Origin of the sequence: Streptomyces sp. NBC_01341 (assembly GCF_035946055.1) — a bacterium.
Lineage (GTDB): Bacteria > Actinomycetota > Actinomycetes > Streptomycetales > Streptomycetaceae > Streptomyces.
In genome coordinates this window covers 7,075,849-7,099,994 of the sequence record NZ_CP108364.1, presented here as the reverse complement: position 1 = coordinate 7,099,994, position 24,146 = coordinate 7,075,849, and the positions used below count along the sequence as shown (strand labels likewise).

The window sequence follows — 24,146 nt, the reverse complement described above, 5'->3', positions numbered from 1 at the left end:
AGGCTCCAGGTCGCCTCACCACGGTCCTTTCGTATCAAAACAGCCCGAATCTGACATAACCGCCATCGGATTCCTAGGCCGTCCTCGTCTGGTTCCCGCCAGCCCCCGCTGCGGAACTCCCTGTTCGGCGTGGACAGTTGTCCGCGCTCCACCCGTCGTGCCGCACAACCCCGGCCACCCCGTTCCGCACTCCTGTCGCGTCACGCCACCCTCGTCCCGCCGATGCCACCGGATGTCGCTCTTGCGACATGTCACCGTTGTGACCTCGGAAAACCGGTGACGTGGCCATCCCGCCCCCAGGAGGTATGGACACCACACGAGCACGGCTTGGACGAGAGGTACCGAACGGATGTCATGGACCGCCTGACGGCGGCGATCTCGGCAGGACTGCTGATGACGATCGGGGCCATACCTCAAGCCTCGGCCGGCACGTCCGGGACCGATGAAGCGCAGACAAGCAGCCGGGGCGCTGCAGTTGCCGTACGACTGCTGACCGGTGACCGGGTGATCCTGACCCCGGGGCCCGACGGACGACGCACCGCTGCGGTCGAACCCGGACCGGGGCGCGAGGGGATCGTCTTCCACACCCAGGAGACGGACGGCTCCCTTTCGGTGCTGCCGTCCGACGCCATGGATCTGGTGACCACCGGAACCCTGGACCGCAGCCTGTTCGACGTGACCTCCCTGATCGCCCAGGGTTACGACGAGGCGCACGCGGACGCCCTGCCGCTGATCGTCTCCGGCACCGCACGCACCGATTGGTGAAGGCGACCGCCGGCTCCCGCAAGTCGGCCGCCACGCTCGCGAAGCGGCTGGCCGGCATGGACGACCCGACGGCGCCTTCGCAGCGGCTGACGCGCATCGGCGCCAGCGCGCTCTACGTCGCGGACAAGGATCTGAGCCGCTTCTGGGCGGCGCCGGCCCCCGCGGGATCGCCCCGGGGGCCCGGGTGGCCTCGACTCCGCGCATGTGACTGGATGCGAAAGTGGCCCCGGTCCTGGACCGGAGCACCGCGCAGATCAACGCACGCTGCGGGTGGCCGCGACCGACGCCACGGGGGCCGGCATCCGTCAGACGGTCCGGCGCGCCTACCTCCACCCGGGGCGGTGACGTCGGACGGACAGCGACCCGGCTGAGGACTGACCCGGAACCGGGTGGATGCCGGCGCCGCGTCGGCGGCGGCATCCACCCGTACATTGCGTTCGAACTCCATGGCCCGGTGGAAGACTTGAGGTGAACGCGGTCACACGCAGACCGTCGTCAGGGGAAGGTGGCTGCTCGTGATCTCCGCCCGTCGTGCGTTCGCACCCTTGCGAAGAGTCCTCACCGCCCATCCGCCCGTCCCCGTGCCCCCGAGGGACCCGGCCCGGCCGCGGCACAACGTCTTCGAAGCCGCCGCGATCTATGTGACCGCGAGCGTCGAGGAGAACCCGGACCGTCTCGACGAGGCGGCTGGGTGGGTCGCACCGGACGCGCTGGCCTTCGGGATCAACGAACTCGCCTGCCGGGCGGTGACCGCCCTGGCCAAGGAACGCGACGAGCCCGTCGAAGTGGTGGCACGCCGACTCCTCGGCCTGCCCGGAGCGGGGCCGGCCCGGCCGGCGTGACATCGCCCGGCCCTGGCCGCACCTGGGCCAACCGACGTACCAGGCAACGGACTTGCCGCACAGCTCGCAGGCGCGCCCTGCACTCTCAGCTGTCCGGGATCAGCACGTCCAGGGAGACCGTCTTGCCCCGGCCGTTCGGGAAGCTCTTCCACCCCTCGGTCAAGGCGTCGACGATGAAGAGGCCACGACCGTGCTCGGCCTGCGAGAGCCCCTCCTCGGAGAGTGACAGCGGCGAGGGGACGGGCGGGTTGCTGGCCGAGTCCCGTACCTCGATCCGGACGCGCTCCGCGAAGACCCGCAGGCGCAGTTCGACGTCGCTGCCGGCGTGGACGAGAGCGTTGGTCACGATCTCGGAGACCACGAGCTGGAGGCCGTCCGCCATTTCGGTGAGTCCCCAGGCTCGCATCCGGTCGTCCACGAAGTCGCGTGCCGTCTTGACGCCGCGCAGGTCGCGACGCTGGATGCGGAGGCTGTCGGTCCGCGGCACCACCTCACCGTCGACGTGTTCGCATCGGGCGAGGAGCAGGACCGCGTCGTCGCGTCGGTACTGGGGTCCCGTCGTGTCGGCGATGAGGTGGTCGGCCAGTTCCTCGAGATCGGGCAGCGCAGCGGGGTCGCCCGAGCCGAGCAGCGCTCTCGCGCCGGCCATGGGGTCGGCCGCGCTCCAGTCGAGCAGTCCGTCGGAGTACAGCATGAGGATCGACTCGGGCACGAGGGTGTGCTCACGCCCCAGGTAACCCGCCTCAGCGGTGACGCCGAGCGGCACGTTGGCGGGCGCGTGCAGGGTGTCGGTGCTTCCGTCGGGCAACAGCACCAGGGGTTCGGGATGCCCGGCCAGCGCCACCTCGGCCATGCCCGCGACCGTGTCCAGGGCGACGACACAGCAGGTGACCAGCAGACCCGCGCCCATGGCCGTGAGGCACCTGCCGGTCCTGTCGATCACCGCCGCCGGCCGGTGGCCTTCGGTCACGTAGGCGACCAGTGCGCTGCGGACCTGTCCCATGACGGCGGCGCTCTCCATGGAATGGCCTTCCACGTCTCCGACGACCAGTACCACCCGGTCGTCCGAAAGCATGATCACGTCGTACCAGTCCCCACCGGCTTCGGAGGTGACGACGGCGGGCCGATAGCGCGCTGCGGTGGTCAGCCTGGCCAGTTCGGAGAGAGTGGGCGGCAGCAGCTGCCTCTGCAGGGTCTCGGCCGCGGCGCGCTGCTGCCTGCCCAGCTCGACGCGTTCCACCGCCGCGCCCAGCGACCCGGCCATCATGTTCAGGATCGCTCTCTCCTCGGGCGGGAAGTCGCGGGTCCGCTCGAACGTCAGGCAGCAGAGGCCCACGACGTCCGCGCCTTCCGCGGGAAGAAGGTCCGTGGCGTGCCTGCTGCCCAGAAGGGGGAGGTAGGCCTCCGTCTGCGACTCGTCCGCCGAAGGGTGGGAGATGAACACAGGACGGTCGCGGACCGACTTCGCCGCAGGCGTCGAGTCGTCGAGGACCGCGCCGTGCAGGTTCCTGGCGATGTCCGACGAGTCTCCGGTGTGTCCGAGGACCCAGAGTCGTCCCTCCCTGGCCGAGACGAGGGCCAGAGCCTGGGCGCGGAAGGGGATCATGACGCAGAATCTGGCCGCCCTGACGATGTGGTCCATGGTCGTGGCCCGGTTCAGCATGTCGGCGAGTCGTCGCATCGGGTAGACGAGGCTCATCCCCGCGGATCCCGGGACGTCGGGGATGCCCCAGCCGGGAGTGCGGTTCTCCGCGTGTGCGCTGAACGCCGGCACGAGCACGGGCATGTGCCCCGGCGTGACGGCGACGCCCTCCTCCGCGAGCGCCGCGAGGTCGAGGGCGAGTTCGTCTGCGATGTCCCGCATCGCCTCGGCATCCGCCTGCGCGCAGCCGCCGTAGGTCTCGAGCCGGAGTACGGTGATGGCGCCGAAGCGGTGGCCCGGCGCTGTGAGGGGGGCCGAGATGGCGACGTACGGGTAGGGCGCCCCGTCGCTGTTATCTACTTCGATCAGATCCGGATCGGCCAGAACCTCGACGTTCCCGGAAGCCAGCGCACGGGCGGAGGCATAGGACGCGTCGAGGGGCATCCGCCCGGGAAGGGTGTACGCCGACGGAGGACTGCCGCCGATCATCGCCGTACGGAGTTGGGTGCCGTCCTCGTCGAGGAGGTACACGACGGCCGTAGCGGCGTTCAGCCGGTGCACCGCACTTTGCAGCGCGCGGTTGAGAACAGCCGCCAGACCACTCTTCCCGGTCTGCGGAAGGTGGTCTCGGCGGTCCGTTCCGACCCCCGCGCTGCTGCCATCGAAGGACCGGCTGCCCATGCGGGAAATTCTAGGCGGCCCCGCGCTTCCGGGCGACCGGTGCGCCGCCGGCCGCGGGCCCGCCCGTGGGGCGGGCCGCACCCGAAGGAGCGGCCCGCCGAATCGGCAGCCGTCGGTCAGCGGAGGCCGAAAGCCCTGGTCACGGACTGGATGACGGTGTTGTGGGCGGCGTCCTGAGCGGTGGCGCGGACCGACACGAAGCGGGCCCTGCGCGGCGCGGCCGGCTCGAAGCGCCCGTCGTGGGTGCGGCGCGCGCGCTGCCAGGTGCGTCCGTCGTCGTAGGAGAAGTCCACCGTGAGGGAGGAGACGGCGCCCGCGCCGGACGCACCCGGCAGGTGGGAGGCGGAGACAGCCAGCTTCGCGCCCCTGCCCGCTCTGCCTGCCGCGTCCGTGTCGATCGCGTAGTCGAGCTGGAGCAGCGGCAGGACGGCAGGACGGTCCGTAGCGGTGGCCGCGGAGGCGAAGGCCCACTCGGTGTGCGTCGTCCCGGAGTACGGGCTCACGGACGCGTCCCTGCTCGCGTCGAGGACCAGCCGGTACGGCCGCCGGTCGGGACGGGGTACCTGGGCCGTGACCGTGGTGTTGTAGGTGGCCTGTGCGAGCTGGTCGGCACCCTGGTAGAGGGTGAGGGTCTGCCGGACGCGCTGGTAGTCCATGGACGCACCGACATGGTCGGAGCCGCCCCATCCGGGGACGTCGAGAGTCATCCAGCTCCCGTCGCGCGTGGGGAGTTTGTAGTTGTTGTTGAGGTGGGGACGCGCGATGGGTCTGAACCACTCCTGGGTGTGCCTGCTGCCCGGCTCATAGGTGTTCCTGGCCTCGGTCTCGTAGAGCAGGCCATCGATGTACGCCTCCTGGCCCCAGCTGTTGCCGGGCCCGGTGGAGACCCAGTCGACGCGCCGGCTGTTCATGGACTCACGTACCGTCAGGCCGATACCCCAGTCCGAGTAGACGGGCCAGTCGAAGCGGAACTCGCCGCCTCCACGTGTCGAGTCGGGACTGTCGAAACTGACGTCCACCCGGGCCAGGTTCCCCGGACCGCCCTGGACGACGAGGCGCTCGGGGATCTCGTTGTGCCACGTCCACATCAGGTCGTAGACGTAGGGGCTGTCCGGCTGGGATCCGACCTTGAGGCGGGCACCGCGGCGGGATGCCTGGCCGACGAGCCTGTCGCCCTCGTCCGTGCTGAGCAGGGCTACGTCGATGGGGGCGGGGCCGTCGACGGCGTAACTGCGGACCTCACGCCCGAGCTGGTCATTGACGACGAGGAGCAGCTTCGCACCGGCGGCGACAGCTGCCGCCGCCTGGTCGGCGTCGCTCACCCTGCCGTTACGGCGTACGACGACAGCCTTGCCGCGCGCGTCGAGGCGCGCGTAGTCCGTCCTCGCCCCGTCCCCGGCGGTGATCAGCGGGAGCGTGTACCTCCCCCGGGGCAGCGGCGTGACGTCGGCCTGGCGCAGGACGTCGGTGTAGTCCGAGGTGGCGGTGGACACGTCGAGCACAGGCTGTTCCTTGCGCCAGCGGGCGCCGAGGTAGAAGTCTCCGTAGGTGACCCTGTCCGTCGTGGGCTGGGCCCAGAGGCTGTCGTAGCCGGTCTGGGTCTCCATGTAGTCGCGCCAGACACCGCCGCCCATCGCCCGGTTGTATTCGAGGCGTTGGTAGGTCGCTTCGGTGCGCTGTGGTGCGGTCATGTCGACTCGGCGCACCTTCGCGGCGTCCATGGTGACGGTGGCGTCGCGGTCGAGCCGCACCTCGGGATCGCCGAGCAGTGCCATGCCCATCGAATGCGCACCGTGCACGCCCTGGACGGCCTTGAACGACAGCACGGAGTAGACGTCCCGGGGCAGGAAGGCCGTCAGCCGGCCGCTGCTGTCCGCGACGTAGAAGTCGGGGTCGTGCCTGCCGGAGCGAAGTACCTCGACGACCCCGGACATGGGCTTCCCCTCGGCGTCCTTGAGGACGACGGTGAGTTTGTGCGCGACATCGCCGAGCGACACCGCGGTGTGGGTGATCACCGTGCCGGCCGGGTCGGCCGCGACCACCTGCCCCGTCCAGCGCCCGTCTCCGTCCGCTGTGGCCCCGTCGATGGTGAGCGTCACCGTCGCGGTGCCGTGTGCGGGCACGACGACACGCGATGCCGACAGGCGGAACAAGCCGTCCGGGGCATGCGGCGCCTCGACGGTCAACGCCAGGGTGACGGCGGTGGCGCCGGTGTTGGTGTACGTCACCGGGCGCTGGACCGCACCGACGCTGCCGGTCGTGACCTGGCCTGCGAACGCCGTCGCCGAAGCGAAGACCTCGGCGTGCAACGCCGAAGGAACGTCGACCCGGCCGCTGCCGGCCTGGAAGGCGTCGTACTCGGGAGTCCGCTTCGAGCTGCTGACCAGAAGGTCCTTCAGCTGTGCACCGCTCAGGCCGGGGTGTGCGGAGGCGAGCAGGGCCGCGGCGCCGGCGACGTGAGGGGTGGCCATGGAGGTGCCGCTCAGTGTCCGGTAGCTGCCGTCGCCTTCAGGGGCGTAGCGGGAGCGCGCCGCCAGCACGTCGACACCGGGACCGGTGATCTCCGGCTTGAGGCCGCCGTCCCCGACGCGTGGGCCCTGGCTGGAGAACGGGGCGACATCGTCGGAGGAGTCGACGGCGCTCACCGTCAGGGCGGCGTCCGCGGCGCCCGGGCCGCCGATGCTGCCGGGCGCCGCGGAGTTGCCCGCGGCAACGACGAACAGGGCTCCTGTCCGGGCGCTCAGGCGGTTGACCGCCTCACTCAGGGGGTCTGTGCCGTCCGAAGGGTCGCTGGACCCCAGGCTCATGTTGATGATTTTCGCGTGTCGGTCCAAAGCGGCCCACTCCATGCCGGCGAGCACCCACGAATCCTGGCCGCTGCCGCTGTCCGAGAGCACTTTGCCGATGTGCAGGCCGGCTCCGCTCGCGACACCCCGCTCCTTCCCGGCCGACGCTGCTCCGGTTCCGGCGATGGTGGATGCGACGTGCGTGCCGTGCCCGTTGCGGTCCGTCACGTCCTCGTCCGGCACGAAGCTGTGCGCGGTCGTGATCCGGTCGGCCAGATCGGGGTGTCCGGTGTCGGCGCCGGTGTCGAGGACGGCGACATCCACTCCCTGTCCGGTGTCGCCGGCCTCCCAGGCACGCGGTGCGCCGATCTGGGCGGTGGTGTCGGCGAGGTCGGCCTTGACGACACCGTCCAGCCAGATCCGGGCGATCCCGGCACCGAAGGCCGGCGCACCGGGGAGCGTGGATTCCTGCGACGACCTGGCGGAGGGAGCCTTGGTGACCGCCTGCCAGAAGTCGGCCGAGCGGGTACGGTCGGTGCTCACGGCCGCGCCGTGGACGCTGCTGAGGGTCCTGGTCCGGCCCGAGCCCGGTAGGTCGGTGGGGCGCAGTCCCGCCGCGGTCTCGGAGTAGGACACGATCAGGGGCAGACGGTCGCGGTGCGCGTCGTCGAATCCGTCCGCCACGAGGTCACTGATGTTGAACAGTCGCCTGTCCAGTGTTCCCGCCGCCACGTAGGCCAGTGCGTCTTCGGGGTAGACGTAGAGGTCGCCGCCTGACTCCATGACGCGCGCCTGGGCGGTGGTACCGGTCGCGCTGCGGACCTCGACCGTGCCGCCCGCGGTCCCGGACCGGTGGGTGGTGACCACGTCGCCGGTGATCAGAGTCACGGAGTGCGCACCCGGAGGCACTTCGTGCCGTGCGCCGGGCACCGGCCGGGCGTCCGGGGGTGCTGCGGATGGATGGGGGATCGCGTCGGCGGGGTTCGCGAGTGTCAGAAGAGCGGCGCCGACGGTGGCGAGCACGCTCCAGCGTCTCGGTGTTGGGCTCAAAGGATTCCCCTGCTGTTCCGAGGGACCGCAGCCCCGCCTGAGGTGGGTGATCGCCTGGGTGGGAGTTGAAGGGGGGCCGGTTGCGTCGAACACACCCACGCGTGCGGTCGCCCTTCCTCGAGATCGGCCGGGGGTTTCCGTCGGCCGAGGTCGCGGTGATGTTCTGCTCCCAGGTGTGCAGAAGATCGTTCTGCCGAACGGTAGGGAAACGAAGGGCTTTTGGACCCTGCGTGACCGTGACGTACATGGGTCATGTCCCAAGGGCGACGCCCTGAGGGGGTGCTCCATCGGGGCGATCGACGCGCCTGATTCAAGGGGACTCGCGCGGCACCGAGCGCACGTGCTCGCGCCCGGTGATGACGGGCCGCAGGAGCGACGTGGCACAGCCGGACGAGCGGGCGCGCCGGTTCGCGCGCCTCGGTGCCTCCGCGCGCCCCCGCCGGAGGGATGACCCCGCCCCGGAATCCCACGAGCATGAACTGCCGCCATCGCTGGGCAGTCGCGACCTCCGCCGCCGACGACGTACCACCCGCGGGACCTCACGACGACGGCACCACTGCGCGCCGGTGGGGCGACTTCGGCCCGCGCCGCCACCTGTACCGGGGCGGCGACGGCACGGCACCCACAGCACCGCCACCCACCATCCGGAACCGCATCAGACATCACGGGGGAACAATGGGACGACGCTGGTTGATCACGGGCTGCTCCTCAGGCCTCGGTCACGCCCTGGCCGGCGCAGCGGCCGGGGCCGGGGACGAGGTGGCGGTCACCGCCCGCAAGACGGCCGACCTGGAGGAGCTCGCCGCCGCCTGGCCCGGCCGCATCACCCCGGTCCCCCTCGAACTGCGTGACGCCGCCTCCTGCGAACAGGCGGTGCGCACCGCGTCCGACCGCCTCGGTGGTATCGACGTCCTCGTCAACAACGCCGGAGTCGGCCTGTTCGGCGCCGTCGAGGAGGTGTCGGACGCGGAATTGCGGGACCAGCTGGAGACCCTGGTCGTCGGCCCCTGGAGACTCACCCGCCTCGTCCTGCCCCTCATGCGGGCCCAGGGGCACGGTCACATCCTCAACGTCTCCTCGGTCGTCGGCCGGACGGCCTTCCCCGGCCTGGCCGCGTACACCGCCGGGAAGCACGCCCTGGAGGGCATGAGCCAGACCCTGGCGTTCGAGGCCGCCCCGCACAACATCCGCGTCACCGTTCTCGAACCGGGCATGTTCGCCACGCGCTACGGCGTCTCGATGAGCGAAGCCGGCCGGCATATCTCCGCCTACGACGGGACGAACCGCGCCATGCTGGAGGGCTCCCGCGGGCTGGCGTCCAACCCCGGGACGGGCCGCCCCGAGGATTTCGCGGCGAAAGTGCTCGGCATCGTGGCCGCAGACGCGCCCACACCCCTGCGGATCCCGGTCGGCGACGACGCGTACGGGTATCTGGAGCACGCCGAAGAGGCGTCCCGCGAGGAACTCGCCGCGGCACGGAAGCTCACGAAGAGCCCGGCCCCGGCCTGACCGCGGACGCGGAACCGCCCGGCCCGACGGACACCGGCCGGCGCTCACGGCCGGATTGCGCCCGGGTCGGGGGACGACCCCGAGGTCGTCCCCTGACCGGAAGCCGGCGGCGTCTCACCCGAAGGTGAAGGAGTACGCCTTGAGACCCGGGGAGAGCGTGAGGGTCACCACCCCGTTCCGCGCGTCATGGCCAGTCGCCAGACGGTAGAGGTTGGGTGCACCAGAAACCTTGTGCGTGGTCTTCCTGCCGTCCACGGTCGCGGTGACGGTGCCGGTCCCGCCCACGTCCAGGTAGACCTCGCGGGCGGAGTAGTTCAGCGTGATTCCGGCGTCGTGGCCACTGGTCACCGACTCCTTGCCCACGTCCCAGCCTCCCGTGAGGGCGTACTGGCCGAGTGCGGGCCTGTCCGCGTAGCTGAAGTCTCGGCGTCCGCCCTCCAGCGGCCCGTTGGCGACAGCATCGCTGCGTCCCACGCCCAGGCCGATCTCAGGCGTCTGAGTCCGGTCGGTGGGGGTGTGGTCCGGCAGGCCCGTGGGCGCCGGCAAGGTCGTGCCGGGGTTCGCCTGGGTCAGCAGCTCCCGGATCAGCTTCTCCCTGTCCGCGTAGCCGCCCTCGCCGACGGCGACGTTTCGCACCTGTCCATCGGCGTCGATCAGGTACTCGGCGGGCCAGGCGACGTTGCTGTAGTTCTGCCAGGTGCTGAAATCGTTGTCCAGAGCGACCGGATACGTGATGCCGAGGCGCTTGGCGCCCGCCTTGACGTTCCCGGCGTCGTGCTCGAAGGCGTACTCGGGGGTGTGGATGCCGACGACCTCCAGACCGTGCCCCTTGTACTTGTCGTACCAGGCGTTGATGTGCTCGCTGGCGCGGTGGCAGTTGATGCAGGAGTACGCCCAGAAGTCGACCAGGACGACCTTGCCCTTGAGCGAGCTCCGGGTCAGCGGTGCACCCTTGGGTGTGTTCAGCCACGACTGGATGCCGGTGAACTCGGGCGCCTCGCCGCAGTCGTGCAGACCGGAGGACGGCTGCTGGACACACTGGCGCAGCTTCTCACTGCCTTCCGAGCCGAGCGCGCCGGTGACGGCGGACCCGGAGATCGCCTTGTTGACGCTGGCCGTGTAGTCGGGGACTGCGCGCTGCAGGGCGTCGGTGACGTTGAAGGTGAGGCCGATGGCCAGGACGACGAAGGTCAGCCCCGCGAAGAACTGGACGCGGCGCTGCCGGCTGCGGAACGCGCGCACGCGCTCCCCGATGCGCTGGCCGGCCAGCGCGAAGAAGGTCAGCGGGATCGCCGTGCCGAGGGCGAACGCGATGGCGAGGGCGACCGTGTCCACGCCGATCCGGTGCGTCGCGCCCGCCACCGTGATGGCAGCGAGTACGGGCCCGGCACAGGGGACGTAGACGGCGCCGAGGGCCAGGCCGAGGAAGAAGCCGCCGCGCGTTCCGCCGACCTGCCGCTGCCCGATGCGGGCGAAGGGGCGTTCCAGCAGGTCCTGCACCCTCGGGAACATCATGGCGACGCCGAGCACGAGCAGCACCACGAGGCCGGCCCACCGGATGATGTCCTGGGGAAGCGGCAGCGCGCTGAGCACCAGCGTCCCGAAGAGCGTGATCAGCGTGAAGCTGACGACGAGTCCGGCTATCACCGCGTACGGCCGCCGGCTGCGGGTCGTGGCCTGTTCCGGCTTTCCTCCCTGGACTCCGCCGGAGAGGAAGACCAGCGGGAGCACGGGGAGGATGCACGGAGAAATAGCGGTGATGAAGCCGCCTATCAGCCCGATGAGGACCAGCGTGATCAAAACTACCTCCGGGCGGGACCGCCGGGTCTTGTTCACCCCGGCGAGGTTCGTGAGCGGAGAGCCGCGGCGTTCGCGGCTTCTCGGACTGCTGTGCGGCCAGCGACACACCGTCGGTGCGTCGGACTCCAGCCGCGAGACGCGCGCCTTGAACCGACGCGGCTTTTCCTGGGCGTGGGCCACCGAAGTGCGGCGGTCGCCTGCCCGGCGACGTCCGCGGCCTCGGTTTCGGGCGACGGGGGCTCAGCGCCCCACGCGACCATGTGAATCAACGAGGCGCCGGCCGGGCACGCCACGCTGGCCGCTCCTCCGACACCTCCCTGAACAGTGACGACTCTGACCTACTCTTCGTCACCTGTCAAGAAGGTGACGAAGGGGAGTCGAAGGAGCACAGCCCCAGGTGGAGGGCGAGGGGCGTACCGGCGGAGCGGCCGGGCGTATCGTGAGCGGCGTTCGCCGACTCGATCATGTCGGGCGGCAACATCACGCAGCAGTCGCCACGGCGCGGCCGAACGGCGAAGCCGTCGTTTCGCGCCCGCGCGAGGCAATATGCCGTCGCAAGCTTGCATTTACCCACCTTCATGGCCCTATCTGCTTGCAGGTGCATGAATCAAGGCTCTATGTTCAGACTATGCAGCTCTACACGATTGGCCAGGCCGCTCGACTGCTGGGCGTGAGTCCGGATACGGCCCGCCGCTGGGCGGACGCGGGCAGGGTGGCGACCCATCGTGACGAGAGCGGGCGCCGGCTCATCGACGGGAAGGACCTCGCGGCCTTCTCGGTGGAGATCGCCGGCACGGGCGAAGTCGACGACGCCTCGTACACCTCGGTACGCAACGCCTTTCACGGCATCGTCACCGCCGTGAAACTGGGCGACGTGGCGGCCCAGGTGGAGATCCAGGCGGGACCTCACCGCCTGGTGTCGCTGCTCACGCGTGAGGCCGTGGAGGAGCTCGCACTGGAGGTCGGGGTCGAGGCGACCGCCCGCGTGAAGTCCACCAACGTGCACGTCGACCGTTCCTGAACACCGCGTCGACGCCGCCCTCGCCCGGGTGACCGGCGCCCGTCTCGACCCGGGCCATACCCGCCTCGGCCGGCGCGGCACCGTCCGCGGAGGGGGCGCAGGCCACGCGCCCGCCTCAGGCACTGGACGGGGTATCCGCCGTCCACGCGGATGCCGTTGATTCCACTGATGCGCCTGGCGCCGCAGCGGTCCTGAGGCAGCATGAGTTGAGGGCCGATCCGGTCCAGAGGCGTCTCGTCGATCCTCGCCGCGAGCAGGACGGGCGCCCGTCCGAAGTCCGGGTCGATCTCGGCCCAGGAGAGCAGGACGTGGTGGCGGCGAGTTCCGCCAGGGGATCGGCTGCCGCGACCGACTGGTTCACGAGAGACCACCTCCGGGAATGACGTACCCGGACGGCAGGACCGTATAAACGCACATGCCCACCTCTCCTGCGTCCAGTCCAGCTCATGCAATGCCACAAGTGACTTACACCTTGAATCTGCAGCAGTATGATCAGCGCATGCGGGCGTCGCGGATCGGGAGGTGGGGGCTTGACCGCTTACGAGTCCGCGCACCTCGGGGTTGCGCCTGCGGCGGGTGGCGGCCCGCCGGAAGGTCGACAGCCCCCGTCAGAGGGGGACGGGCCCGCCGGGCTCTTCCCGCGGAATGCCGACGGACTCTTCCGAAGAGTCAGAGGGAGTGGACACGAGATGACCCGTTCCGCGCAGTGGACCCTGCGGATGGCCGGAGCAGGCGTGGCCGCGCTGCTGGCCCTGAGCGCCTGTTCCTCCTCCGACGACCCGTCGCCGACATCGGATCCGTCGGCGTCGAACGTGTCGGAGAAGTTGTCGGGCACAGTGACCGTGTTCGCCGCAGCCTCCCTCAAGGAGAGTTTCACGACCCTGGGCGAGGACTTCGAGAAGTCCCACCCCGGCACGAAGGTCACCTTCAGCTTCGGCGGCAGCGACAGTCTCGCGGCGAGCATCACGGGGGGCGCCCCGACGGATGTCTTCGCCGCCGCCAGCCCCAAGACGATGGCCATCGTCACCGATGCGGGCGACGTGTCCGGGACGCCCGCGACCTTCGTGCGCAACCAGCTGGAGATCGCCACTCTTCCCGGCAATCCCGACGGAATCGACTCCCTGAAGGACCTCACCGATCCGAACCTCAAGGTGGTTCTCTGCGACAAGACGGTGCCCTGCGGCACCGCCGCGCAGAACGCCCTCGACAGCGCCGGGCTGAAGGTCACCCCGGTCTCCTACGAGCAGGACGTCAAGAGCGCCCTGACGAAGGTCGAGCTGAAGGAGGCCGACGCCGCCGTCGTGTACAGGACCGACGTGAGGGCCGCGGGTGACAAGGTGGAGGGCGTGGAATTCCCCGAGTCCGCCGACGCCGTCAACGACTACCCGATCGCTCTGCTCAAGGACGCACCCAACGCCGCAGCGGCCAAGGCGTTCATCGGGTACGTGCGGTCCACCGAAGGGCAGAAGGTCCTGACCTCAGCAGGATTCCTCGAGCCGTGACCGAGCTGGACAAGTCAGGTGCCGCGGCTCGGACCGCCACGGGTGGAGACACCCGCGGCGGCGGGCCGGGAGGGAGGCGTGATCGGCCGTCCGGCGGTCGCCGCGGGGTACCTCTGCCGCTGCTGCTGCCCGCCGTCGTCGGCCTCGCGTTCCTCCTGCTCCCGCTGGCCGCCCTCCTCGTGCGGGCGCCTTGGCGCAGCCTTCCGGAGCAGCTGACCAGCCCGGAGGTCTGGGACGCCCTCCAGTTGTCGCTGATCTGCGCGAGCGCGGCTACGGCCGTGAGCGTGGTGCTGGGAGTACCACTGGCATGGCTGCTCGCACGGACGGAATTCCCGGGGCGGGGCTTCGTACGTGCCCTGGTGACGCTGCCTCTGGTCCTGCCCCCGGTGGTGGGCGGTGTCGCACTGCTGCTGGCACTCGGCCGCAACGGGATCGTGGGGCAGTGGCTGGACGCGTGGTTCGGTATCACCCTTCCCTTCACCACCGCAGGGGTCGTGGTCGCCGAGTCGTTCGTGGCCCTGCCGTTTCTCGTCATCAGCGTCGAGGGCACGCTGCGTGCGGCGGATCCCCGCTTCGAAGAGGCTGCCATGACACTCGGCGCCTCCCGCTTCACGGCGTTCAGGCGGGTCACACTGCCGCTGATCATGCCTGGCATCGCCGCCGGCTCCGTCCTGGCGTGGGCCCGCGCGCTGGGCGAGTTCGGCGCCACCATCACCTTCGCCGGAAACTTTCCGGGCCGTACGCAGACCATGCCCCTGGCCGTCTACCTGGCGCTGCAGAGCGATCCCGCGGCTGCCATCGCGCTGAGCCTGGTCCTGCTCGCCGTCTCCATCGCGGTCCTGGCCGGGCTGCGCGACCGGTGGATGACCGTGACATGACCCGCTTCACCCACTCCCCCACGGTCTGCGCCGGACCGCCCGACCGCTGGATGGCCGCCTCATGACACACACGGGCCAGGAGTCCGGCCGTTCCCGCGGCACGGACCACAGCCGGTCTGAAGGGCTGGACGCACACCTCGTGCTGGACCGCGGCGCGTTCCGTCTCGACACGACACTGGCCGTCGCCCCCGGGGAAGTCGTCGCGCTCCTCGGGCCGAACGGTGCGGGCAAGACCACAGCCCTCCGCGCCCTGGCAGGCCTCACCCCGCTCACCGGAGGGCACCTGCGCCTGGACGGCGTCGCCCTGGACAGGACACCGCCCGAGCGCCGTCCGGTGGGCGTGGTCTTTCAGGACTACCTGCTCTTCCCTCATCTGACGGCCTTGGACAACGTCGCGTTCGGGCCCCGCTGCCAGGGCGCGTCCAAGTCCGAGGCCCGCGCGCAGGCCGCCCCGTGGCTGGAGCGGATGGGGCTCACCGAGTACGCGGGTTCCAAGCCGCGCCTGCTCTCCGGCGGCCAGGCCCAGCGCGTCGCACTCGCCCGTGCCCTGGCGACGCGCCCCCGGCTGCTCCTCCTGGACGAACCGCTGGCCGCGCTCGACGCCCGTACACGCCTCAGCGTGCGTTCCCAGTTGCGGAGGCATCTGGCGGAGTTCGAGGCTGTCGCCGTTCTGGTCACGCACGATCCCCTGGACGCCATGGTGCTGGCCGACCGGCTTGTCGTGATCGAGCACGGGCACGTCGTACAGGAGGGAACCCCTTCGGACATCGCCCGCCATCCGCGTACGGACTACGTCGCCCAGCTCGTCGGGCTGAACCTCTTCAAGGGGCAGGCCGCCGGTCACCGGGTGCGGCTCGAGGCGGGGCCCGTGATCACCACCACCGAAGATCTCGCCGGCCCCGCCTTCGTCGCCTTCCCCCCGAGTGCCGTCACGTTGTACCGGGAACGGCCCACCGGTGCGAGCGCCCGCAACCTGTGGCACTGCGAGGTCGCGGGACTCGAGACGCACGGCGATCAGATCCGTGCGGACCTCACGGGCGACCTGCCTCTCGCCGCGGACCTGACGACCGTCGCCGCCGCCGAACTCGACCTCCACCCGGGCGCTTCGGTCTGGGCCACGGTCAAGGCCGCACAGACGCACGCCTATCCCGCCTGACCCGGCCGTCGGCGACCCGCAGGCCCGCCGGTCCGCGGTCGGCGAAGACTCCGCAGAGGAGACGCGGCGGGCACCCCAGGGGGTTGGGCTGAAAGTTAGCTTAGGCTAACCTTTATTCGTGTCGAAGACCCCCAGGCTCATGCCCAAGCACCCCGGTCTGTTCCGCGGCGAAGTGGTCCGTACCGAGCGCTACTCGCCGTCGATGCAGCGCGTGACGATCACCGGTGCCCACCTCGGCGACTTCCCGTGGCTGGGGTACGACCACTGGTTCCGCCTGTTCCTGCGCCTGCCGCACCAGGTCGAGTTCGTGCTTCCGGAACTGTCCGGCCGGCGATGGTGGGATCCCTACTTCGCCATTCCGGAGTCCGTGCGGCCGCACTGCGCCAACTACACCGTCGCCGACTTCCGCCCCCGGGACGCCGAGATGGACATCGACTTCGTGGTCCACTGCGGCCCGGAGGGTGAGCCCGAGGGCGCGGCGGCGATCTGGGCCTGCGGAACTCGTCCGGGTGACCCGGTCGCCCTGCTGGACCAGGGACTCATATTCGACCGCCCCGAGGACGCCACCGAGGTCCTCGTGGTCGCCGACGAGAGCGGCCTGCCCTCGACCGCCGGCATCCTGCGCTCCCTCCCGCGGGACACCGTGGGACGGGTCATCCAGGAGATCCCGCTCGCCGGGGACCAGCGCCCGCTCGCCGCACCGGCCGGCGTCTCGGTGACCTGGGTGATCCGGGACGACGCGACCGCGGTCCCCGGCGCAGCCGCCCTTGCGGAACTCCGCCGCCACGACACCGTCGACGGGGCGGGCTACGCGTTCGTCGTCGGCGAGTCGACGCTCGCCACCGAGGGGCGCCGCCACCTCGTCCGCGCGGGCCTTCCCAAGGACCGCATCACGTTCTCCGGTTTCTGGAAGAGCGAGAAGAAGGAGTCGCTCGTACCCGCATGAGGGGCGGATCGAGCCGCTCCGCCGGAAGACGTGGGCCGGTCGTGGGGACGTCCTGACCACGGCCCGGCAACGAACGCGGGGAACTGACGAGGCCACAGCGTCGCGCGGGGGCAGGGGGCAAAAGACGAAGGCAAGGAGTTTCCCACTCCTTGCCCTCTCCAAGTTATAGCGCACAGGGGGGCTTGCGGCAAGGCCCCGGGGGCAGCGCAGAATGATCGGCCGAAGCCACCACCTGCGGAAATGGGAGCACGGAGTGCGTGTGTTGTTGTCGGCGTCCGGAAAGCGCTGTGACGTCGGACCTGTGGGACGACCGCCGGAGGCCGGAGCGCGCCCGGCGACGGGTCCGACGAAATGGGGGGCGCCGGTGATTCGATCGGCATGCGCAGGGCGACTGAGCACGACGGCTGCCTCGGAGGTATCGGAATGACCGGACAGTACGTGGTGGATCTGCGCGAGGCCGACGCGACGCAACTCGCCGAGGTCGGCGGGAAGGGAGCGCGTCTGGGCGAGCTGTCGTCGATCGAGGGCATCCGCGTGCCGCCGGGCTTCTGCGTGACGACGTCCGCCTTCCGTCGGATCATGGCGGAAGCACCTTCGATCGACGACCGGCTCGACGAGCTGTCGCGCGTGGACCCGGAGGACGGTGAGGCGATCCGCGTGCTCAGCGCGGAGATTCGTCGGACCATCGAGGGGATCGCCGTCCCGGGCGGGATCGCGGCCGCGATCACCGCCGCCCTCGCCCCGCTCGGTGAGCAGGCCGCCTGTGCCGTGCGCTCCAGCGCGACGGCTGAGGACCTGCCGACGGCGTCCTTCGCCGGCCAGCAGGACACCTACCTGAACGTCATGGGCCGTTCGGCGATCCTCCAGCACGTCAGCCGGTGCTGGGCCTCACTCTTCACCGAGCGGGCCGTGATCTACCGCCGGCGGAACGGCATCGACCACCGCGCGGTGCGGATGGCCGTGGTGGTGCAGCGGATGGTCTTCCCGCGGGCGGCCGGCATCATGTTCACGGCCGACCCCGTGACGGGCAACCGTAAGGTGGCCACCGTGGACGCCGGCTTCGGCCTCGGCGAGGCCCTGGTCTCCGGCCTGGTGAATCCGGACGTCTTCAGGGTCCGGGAGGGTGAAGTCGTCGCCAGGGCGATCGCCGCCAAACAGCGTGCCGTTGTCGCCGTGCCCGGCGGTGGTACGAAGGAGGTGCCGATCGCCCGGGAACAGCAGGGACAGCCGGCACTGACGGATGCACAGGCCGTACGGCTCGTGCGGCTCGGACGACGGATCGAACAGCACTTCACCGGCCCGCAGGACATCGAGTGGTGCCTGACCGACGACGACTTCCACATTGTGCAGAGCCGGCCGATCACCACGCTGTTCCCCATCCCCCGAGCGGATGACCAGGACAATCACGTCTACGTTTCCGTCGGTCATCAGCAGATGATGACCGACCCCATGAAGCCGCTGGGGTCCTCGATGTGGGCGCTGACGGCCATGGTGCCGATGCACGAGGCCGGCGGGAGGCTGTTCGTCGACGTCACCCGGCGCCTGTCCTCGCCGGCGAGCCGCGCCGGCCTACTGGAGGTCATGGGGAAGGGCGATCCTCTGATCAGGGACGCCCTGGAGACGGTCCTCGAACACGACGCCTTCATCCCGTCGCTCCCGGACGCGGCCCCCGGCGGGGCGCCGGCCGGCCCCCCGCCGGTCAAGACGGATCCGGACATCGTCTCCGGGCTGATCGAGCGCAGCCGGGCATCGACCGCAGCGCTGAGGCACGACATCCGGACGAAGAAGGGACCGGCGCTGTTCGACTTCCTTCTCAAGGCCTTCGAGGAGCACAAGCGGGTTCTCAGTGATCCGCTGAACCTCCAAGTGATCATGGCGGGGATGGAGGCCACGTGGTGGCTCAACGACACGCTCCGGGAATGGCTGGGCGAGAAGAACGCCGCTGACACACTCACGCTGTCCGCCCCCGGCAACGTCACCTCGGAGATGGGGTTGGCGCTTCTCGACGTCGCGGACGTGATCCGTCCGCACCCGGAGGTGGTGGCCTTCCTGCGGGGCGCCGACGACGCGGACCTGCTGGACGGGTTGGACGGACTCGCCGGCGGGAGGGAAGCACGCGAGGCCATCGAGGGCTACCTCGACCGGTACGGCATGCGCTGCGTCGGCGAGATCGACATCACGAGGCCGCGTTGGGGCGAGCGCCCCGGCACGCTCGTGCCCGCGATCCTCGACAACGTCAGGAACTTCGGTCCGGGCGCCGCCAAGAGGCGCTTCGAACAGGGGCGGGAAGCGGCCCTGAAGAAGGAACACGACGTGCTGTCACGCTTGCGGGACCTGCCGGACGGCGCGCGCATGGCCGACGAGACCAAGCGGATGATCGACCGCGTCCGGACGTTCATCGGGTACCGGGAGTACCCCAAGTACAACATCATCAACCGCTACTCCGTCTACAAGCAGGCCCTGCTGGCGGAGGCCGGGCGCCTGGAACAGGCCGGTGTGCTCCGGGAGAGGGAGGACGTCTTCTACCTCAGCTTCCAGGAGTTCCACGAGGTCGCACGGTCGAAGCAGGCGGATGAGCAGCTCATCCAGCAGCGCAAGGACGCCTTCCGGTCGTTCCGGGCGCTCACCCCGCCGCGGGTACTCACATCGGACGGCGAGGCCGTCGACGGAGCGTACCGGCGCGACGACGTACCGGCCGGAGCGCTGATCGGCCTGCCGGTTTCCACCGGGATCGTCGAAGGGAGGGCCCGCGTCGTCCTCGATTTGGCCGATGCCGATCTGGAGGCGGGCGACATCCTCGTGACGACCTTCACGGATCCGAGCTGGTCACCGCTGTTCGTCGGAATCGCGGGCCTCGTCACGGAGGTGGGCGGCCTGATGACCCACGGCGCGGTGATTGCCCGGGAGTACGGCTTGCCGGCCGTCGTGGGCGTGGACCGGGCCACCCGTCTGATCCGCGACGGACAGCGCATCCGCGTGGACGGAACCGACGGACACATCGAGATCCTGCGGTGACGTCACGCACGGAGAGGCGGGGCGTTTGCCGGTCGGTGACTCGCTGCGGTAATGCCGCGTCGGGCATGACTCGATTCCGAGGGGGAACCCGCCCGTACGGCAACGAAAGTGACAGATCATACGAGGAGAGGGCCATGGATACGCGGACAGACCTCCAGCCGAGAAGCAGCAAGGTGCCCCCGGAGGCACGGGTACGCACGTGCCGTCCGGCGACTGTGGAGCCCGGACGCGAACCGGAAGGTCCGGTGGACACAGGACCGGAGCGCAACATCGTCCGCAGCGACGACTGACTCCGGTCGGCCCTGACCAGCCCACTGCCTGGCACCGGCGGGCCCCCCACGCCTGTCGGCCCGACATGGCGTGTCCTGCGGGAGCGGGGCGCGTTGTACCGATCATGAACGTATGCCGAGCCCTCACCATTGCCACAGCCGGGTCCTTCCTGCTGGTGGCCGCCCCCGTCGCCCACGCCGACAATCTGGCTCCGGCGCTGACCGATACCGCTCTGGCCGCGAGCAGCATCGGGGAACAGACCGGCACGGCCGCACACGGGGTGGCGCAGCGGACCGGAGTGGCGGACGAGGCCTCGACCGTCACGGGCCTCGTGGAGGCGGGGGCCGAGGCGGTGAGCGCGCGCGACCGGTCCGTCGACAACTGACCGCGAGACTCCCCCGCAGCTGTCCCAGGAAGACCGGTGGCAGAACCCGTGCTCCTCGCGAGCTGTCCACGGGCGGCGGGATCCGGCCCCCGTTCAATACGCGTGTCACCAACACCTGTTGTCCGGGCACGTCGTGCACGTACCCTCCCACGAGCCGCAGACGTGGGAGGGTACGTGCCGTTCGTGGGCAGGGCCGTGCCGCTGGGGGCTACGTTCTCCAGGTGTACGGCGGGGTGTCACGGACCTGCCCCCGTCCGGTACCCCGGGACCGCTGTCCTTGGGGCGCCCCTGACACCCCCCATCACACCAGAGGTCGTCACCCATGACAGAGCTCGACCGCCGCAGGTTCCTGCAGATCGCCGGAGGCACCGCGGCCTTCGCGATGCTGAACGAGAGCATCGCGAAAGCCGCCGCCATTCCGGCGCAGGGAAGCACAGGGACGATCCAGGACATCGAGCACGTCGTCGTCCTGATGCAGGAGAACCGTTCCTTCGACCACTACTTCGGCGCCATGAAGGGCGTGCGCGGCTTCGGGGACCCCCGGCCGGTACTCCAGGACAACGGTCGATCGATCTTCCACCAGTCCGACGGAACGAAGGACGTCCTCCCCTTCAACCCGAAGGTGGCCGACCTCGGCATGCAGTTCCTGGAAGGGCTGAACCACGATTGGGCCGGTGGCCACCAGGCGTACAACAACGGCAAGTACGACAAGTGGATTCCGGCCAAGACGGCCACGACCATGTCGTACATGACGCGGAACGACATACCGTTCCACTACGCCCTCGCCGACGCCTTCACCGTGTGCGACGCCTACCACTGCTCCATGATCGGAGCCACCGATCCCAACCGCTACTACCTCTGGTCGGGTCACACCGGCAACGACGGCACGGGCGGCGGCCCTGTCCTGGGCAACCAGGAGGCGGGCTACAGCTGGAAGACCTACCCCGAGCGACTCGAATCGGCCGGGGTCTCCTGGAAGGTCTACCAGGACATGGGCGACGGCCTGGACGCCGCCGGGTCCTGGGGCTGGATCAACGACGCCTTCCGCGGCAACTACGGCGACAACTCCCTGCTGTACTTCGACAACTACCGCAACGCCAAGCCCGGCAGCGCCCTGTACGAGAGGGCCCGCACCGGCACCGACGTCAAGGCGGGCGGCACCTACTTCGACCTGCTGCGGGCGGACGCCGTCAACGGCACACTCCCGAAGGTCTCCTGGATCGCCGCCCCCGAGGCCTTCAGCGAACACGCCAACTGGCCCACGAACTTCGGTGCCTGGTACATCTCACAGGTCTTGGACGCTCTGACGGCCAATCCTGCGGTGTGGGCGAAGACCGCCCTGTTCATCACCTACGACGAGAACGACGGCTTCTTCGACCACGTCGTCCCGCCCTACCCCCCGGCTTCCTCCGCCTGGGGCCTGTCCACGGCCGACGTGTCGAGGGACCTCTACGCGGGCGGCGGAGGATACGAGGCGGGCCCGTACGGGCTCGGCCCGCGCGTGCCGATGATCGTGGTCTCGCCGTACAGCAAGGGCGGTTACGTCTGCTCCGAGACCTTCGACCACACCTCGGTGATCCGCTTCATGGAGAAGCGCTTCGGGGTACAGGAGCCCAACATCTCGCCGTGGCGCAGGGCGGTCTGCGGGGACCTGACGTCGGCCTTCGACTTCGCCCGCCCGGACACGGCACCCGCCGCGCTGCCCTCCACGGCCGGTTACGTCCCGCCGGACAGGAACCGTCACCCCTCCTACCACCCGACCCCGCCGGGAAAGGGCACCCTGCCGAAGCAGGAGGCGGGCTCCAAGCCGACCCGCGCCCTCGGCTACAGCCCGTACGTGGACGGCCGGGCCACCGTGTCCACCGGCAAGTTCACCCTGACGTTCGCCGGCGGCCCGAGCCTCGGCGCACACTTCCACACCACCTCGGGCAACCGCACGGACGGTCCCTGGCCCTACACCGTCGAGGCGGGCAAGACCCTCTCGGACACCTGGAGCACCAGCAGTTCCACCGGCTACCGGATAGACCTCACGGTCTGGGGACCCAACGGCTTCCTGCGTACCTGGAGGGGCCAGGCGAAGAAGACGGGCCCGGAGGTCACCGCACGCCACGTGCCGGGCGGGGGCAATCTGGCGCTCACCATGACCAACTCGGCCCCGACAGCAGTCAACCTGACCGTCACCAACGCCTACGGCGGCGCGGCTCAGACCTTCAAGGTCAACCCCGGCGCGACCGTCTCCCACACGGTCGACCTGCGCACGACGGCTCGATGGTACGACGTCGAGGTCGTCTCCGACGCCGACAGCACCTTCCTTCGCCGCTTCGCCGGCCATGTGGAGACTGGGGCATCCGGCGTCTCCGACCCGGCGATCAGGACGGTCTGACGCGACCCTGCGGCGTTCGCGGCAGCCGTCGTTCCGGGACCGGCCGGTCTGCAAGCGTCGGCTGCGGGGAGGCGCGGCGCCTACGGCTCGCCGCCCTCTGAGGGATGTCGAAGGCGGAGTCCGGTACCCGCCCCAGGACAGGTACCGGACTCCGCACCCCGGCCGGCCCGTCCCCCCACGGGCCGGACCAGCCGGGGAGCCTTGAAGCGGCTCACCCCGGTCAGCGGTGCCGGCAGTCAACGCCGGGCCGGACTGAGCGGCGGCTGTCGGACGCCCGGCCTTCCGCCGATGTGCGAAATGCAGGGTGCCTCCGGTCAAGACACGTGGCAAACGCCCATCAGGGTTCACACCATCTTCGCCGGACTCACACGTGGCGCACGCCGATCCGCCCTGGGGTGACGGACACGCGCCCTCACGGTGCGCCCTCAGCCTCAGGTGTTCTGCTCCAGGCCGTGACGGCTGTCGGCATGATCACCGTTGCGAGTTCCTCGGTGAGCTCCTGGCGCAGACGGTGGAGCAGCGTCTCTACGTCGCCGATCGTCTGCGCACGGCCGCCGTCCCGGGAGTTGCCCGGGAGGGCCGCCTGGGACAGCGCCCGGTAGGTCTGCACGACGAGCGGAAGTACGGTGGCGTCCTCCGCTCCGCCCATCGGTGTGGTCGCCGACAGCCCCGACGGGGGGAGACCGGCCCGGTGGAAGAGCGAGTAGAGACGCGCCCCTGCGCCGAGACTGGTTCCACCCACGGTGAGCGCTTCGGTGATGGCCTTCAGCACGGCGCCCGCCAGAGGTGTCGGCGGTTCGACGCGCAGGGGGAAGTTGTCGAAGTCCTGGAACAGGATGAGCCCGCCGGGGCGTACCAGACCGGACAGATAGCGCAGCGCAGCGACGGGGTCGGGCAGATGCCCCAGGACCAGGCGGCCGATCACCGCGTCCACCGGTTCGTCGAGGTTGATGTCCGTCAGAGTCGTCTGCTCGAAGCTGAGAGGCCCTCGCGCGACCGGTCCGCTCCCCCTGCGCGCCACGGCGCGCGAACGCGCGACCTCCAGCACATCCGCAGCCGCGTCGATTCCGGTCACCGCGCCCGTGGGACCCACGATCTCCGCCGCCAGGAACGATACGTCCCCGGCGCCGCACCCGACATCGAGGACCCGCATCCCGGGGCGGAGTCCTGCCTGACGCAGCACCTGTTCCGTGATCGGATCGTACAGGCGGGCCTGCAGGACGAGTCGGTCGGTCTCCGTGGGTGAGTGACCCAACAGGTAGTCCGAGGAGGGTTGTTCATGGGCGCGTGACATCTGGCGTCCTCCCGGGACGAGAGCATCGGATCGGTGGGACCGTGCCGGGCGCGGTCCCACCCGAACAGCATTACTTGCATGGCAAAGTAAAACACCGTAGGCCGAGGTGTCAAAGGCGTAGATCTGCGGTGACCGGCCGGCAGAGGACAACGGACCGCGTGTGATGCACACCGACGACCGAATCGATCGCAGAGGCGGACCAAGCCCGGGAGTAGCCTCCG

At 70.1% G+C, this 24,146-nt stretch carries 16 protein-coding genes and 1 pseudogene; 12 read left to right on the top strand and 5 right to left on the bottom strand.

Annotated elements, in window-relative coordinates; genetic code table 11:
• The first annotated feature begins 354 nt into the window (after window positions 1-354).
• Together OG206_RS31130 and OG206_RS31125 are read left to right on the top strand one after the other, a co-directional pair.
• Window positions 355-765, top strand: coding sequence for a hypothetical protein (locus tag OG206_RS31130; protein WP_327121925.1), 411 nt, complete (start codon window positions 355-357; stop codon window positions 763-765).
• Window positions 766-1,346: 581 nt separating this feature from the next.
• Entirely contained in the window at window positions 1,347-1,607 is a 261-nt protein-coding gene (locus OG206_RS31125; protein WP_327122453.1) for a hypothetical protein, read from the top strand.
• Window positions 1,608-1,692: 85 nt separating this feature from the next.
• On the opposite strand, the gene OG206_RS31120 is transcribed toward OG206_RS31125, so the two are convergent.
• Both OG206_RS31120 and OG206_RS31115 read right to left on the bottom strand, forming a co-directional pair.
• Window positions 1,693-3,930: a SpoIIE family protein phosphatase gene (locus OG206_RS31120; protein ID WP_327121924.1), complete on the bottom strand. Its 2,238-nt coding sequence runs from the start codon at window positions 3,928-3,930 to the stop codon at window positions 1,693-1,695.
• A gap of 116 nt (window positions 3,931-4,046) precedes the next feature.
• Window positions 4,047-7,604, bottom strand: coding sequence for a S8 family peptidase (locus OG206_RS31115; RefSeq protein ID WP_327121923.1), 3,558 nt, complete (start codon window positions 7,602-7,604; stop codon window positions 4,047-4,049).
• 837 nt (window positions 7,605-8,441) lie between these two features.
• Here OG206_RS31115 and OG206_RS31110 point away from each other — a divergent pair.
• Entirely contained in the window at window positions 8,442-9,275 is an 834-nt protein-coding gene (locus OG206_RS31110) for an SDR family oxidoreductase (RefSeq protein ID WP_327121922.1), read from the top strand.
• A gap of 114 nt (window positions 9,276-9,389) precedes the next feature.
• Here OG206_RS31110 and OG206_RS31105 read toward each other — a convergent pair whose 3' ends face one another.
• The gene (locus OG206_RS31105; RefSeq protein ID WP_327121921.1) at window positions 9,390-11,111 is read right to left on the bottom strand and encodes a cytochrome c biogenesis protein CcdA; all 1,722 of its coding nucleotides are present in this window, start codon (window positions 11,109-11,111) and stop codon (window positions 9,390-9,392) included.
• 592 nt (window positions 11,112-11,703) lie between these two features.
• Between OG206_RS31105 and OG206_RS31100 the strand changes: the two genes are divergently transcribed.
• The gene (locus OG206_RS31100; RefSeq protein ID WP_327121920.1) at window positions 11,704-12,096 is read left to right on the top strand and encodes a TOBE domain-containing protein; all 393 of its coding nucleotides are present in this window, start codon (window positions 11,704-11,706) and stop codon (window positions 12,094-12,096) included.
• Between the two features lie 131 nt (window positions 12,097-12,227).
• On the opposite strand, the pseudogene OG206_RS31095 reads toward OG206_RS31100, so the two are convergent.
• A pseudogene (locus OG206_RS31095) lies at window positions 12,228-12,422 on the bottom strand (hypothetical protein); the annotation flags it as partial.
• A 363-nt stretch (window positions 12,423-12,785) separates the two neighbouring features.
• Here OG206_RS31095 and modA point away from each other — a divergent pair.
• The 8 genes from modA to OG206_RS31055 all read left to right on the top strand — a co-directional run bounded on the left by modA (window position 12,786) and on the right by OG206_RS31055 (window position 22,631).
• Window positions 12,786-13,598 (top strand): molybdate ABC transporter substrate-binding protein, encoded by an 813-nt coding sequence (modA, locus tag OG206_RS31090; protein ID WP_327121919.1) that lies wholly within the window; start codon window positions 12,786-12,788, stop codon window positions 13,596-13,598.
• Window positions 13,595-14,476: a molybdate ABC transporter permease subunit gene (gene modB, locus OG206_RS31085; RefSeq protein ID WP_327121918.1), complete on the top strand. Its 882-nt coding sequence runs from the start codon at window positions 13,595-13,597 to the stop codon at window positions 14,474-14,476. Before modA ends, modB begins: the two co-directional genes overlap by 4 nt.
• A 61-nt stretch (window positions 14,477-14,537) precedes the next feature.
• Window positions 14,538-15,632, top strand: coding sequence for an ABC transporter ATP-binding protein (locus OG206_RS31080; RefSeq protein WP_327121917.1), 1,095 nt, complete (start codon window positions 14,538-14,540; stop codon window positions 15,630-15,632).
• Window positions 15,633-15,750: 118 nt separating this feature from the next.
• Window positions 15,751-16,578 carry a siderophore-interacting protein gene (locus tag OG206_RS31075; RefSeq protein WP_327121916.1) on the top strand — a complete coding sequence of 276 codons (828 nt, stop codon included), beginning with the start codon at window positions 15,751-15,753 and terminating at the stop codon, window positions 16,576-16,578.
• A gap of 423 nt (window positions 16,579-17,001) precedes the next feature.
• On the top strand, window positions 17,002-19,593 hold the full coding sequence (gene rph / locus OG206_RS31070; RefSeq protein ID WP_327121915.1) for a rifamycin-inactivating phosphotransferase: 2,592 nt from the start codon (window positions 17,002-17,004) through the stop codon (window positions 19,591-19,593).
• Window positions 19,594-19,727: 134 nt separating this feature from the next.
• Window positions 19,728-19,883: a hypothetical protein gene (locus OG206_RS31065; RefSeq protein ID WP_327121914.1), complete on the top strand. Its 156-nt coding sequence runs from the start codon at window positions 19,728-19,730 to the stop codon at window positions 19,881-19,883.
• A 104-nt stretch (window positions 19,884-19,987) separates the two neighbouring features.
• Window positions 19,988-20,248: a hypothetical protein gene (locus OG206_RS31060; protein WP_327121913.1), complete on the top strand. Its 261-nt coding sequence runs from the start codon at window positions 19,988-19,990 to the stop codon at window positions 20,246-20,248.
• A gap of 322 nt (window positions 20,249-20,570) precedes the next feature.
• Window positions 20,571-22,631, top strand: coding sequence for a phosphocholine-specific phospholipase C (locus tag OG206_RS31055; protein ID WP_327121912.1), 2,061 nt, complete (start codon window positions 20,571-20,573; stop codon window positions 22,629-22,631).
• A 412-nt stretch (window positions 22,632-23,043) separates the two neighbouring features.
• Here the strand turns inward: OG206_RS31055 and OG206_RS31050 are convergent, their stop codons facing one another.
• Entirely contained in the window at window positions 23,044-23,925 is an 882-nt protein-coding gene (locus tag OG206_RS31050; protein WP_327121911.1) for a class I SAM-dependent methyltransferase, read from the bottom strand.
• Window positions 23,926-24,146: the final 221 nt, after the last annotated feature.

Bases quoted from the DNA above. Each gene is read 5' to 3' on its own strand.
- OG206_RS31130 (WP_327121925.1), top strand. From the start codon at position 355: ATGGACCGCCTGACGGCGGCGATCTCGGCAGGACTGCTGATGACGATC.
- OG206_RS31120 (WP_327121924.1), bottom strand. From the start codon at position 3,930: ATGGGCAGCCGGTCCTTCGATGGCAGCAGCGCGGGGGTCGGAACGGAC.
- OG206_RS31110 (WP_327121922.1), top strand. From the start codon at position 8,442: ATGGGACGACGCTGGTTGATCACGGGCTGCTCCTCAGGCCTCGGTCAC.
- OG206_RS31100 (WP_327121920.1), top strand. From the start codon at position 11,704: ATGCAGCTCTACACGATTGGCCAGGCCGCTCGACTGCTGGGCGTGAGT.
- modA (WP_327121919.1), top strand. From the start codon at position 12,786: ATGACCCGTTCCGCGCAGTGGACCCTGCGGATGGCCGGAGCAGGCGTG.
- OG206_RS31080 (WP_327121917.1), top strand. From the start codon at position 14,538: ATGACACACACGGGCCAGGAGTCCGGCCGTTCCCGCGGCACGGACCAC.
- rph (WP_327121915.1), top strand. From the start codon at position 17,002: ATGACCGGACAGTACGTGGTGGATCTGCGCGAGGCCGACGCGACGCAA.
- OG206_RS31065 (WP_327121914.1), top strand. From the start codon at position 19,728: ATGGATACGCGGACAGACCTCCAGCCGAGAAGCAGCAAGGTGCCCCCG.
- OG206_RS31060 (WP_327121913.1), top strand. From the start codon at position 19,988: ATGAACGTATGCCGAGCCCTCACCATTGCCACAGCCGGGTCCTTCCTG.
- OG206_RS31055 (WP_327121912.1), top strand. From the start codon at position 20,571: ATGACAGAGCTCGACCGCCGCAGGTTCCTGCAGATCGCCGGAGGCACC.
- OG206_RS31050 (WP_327121911.1), bottom strand. From the start codon at position 23,925: ATGTCACGCGCCCATGAACAACCCTCCTCGGACTACCTGTTGGGTCAC.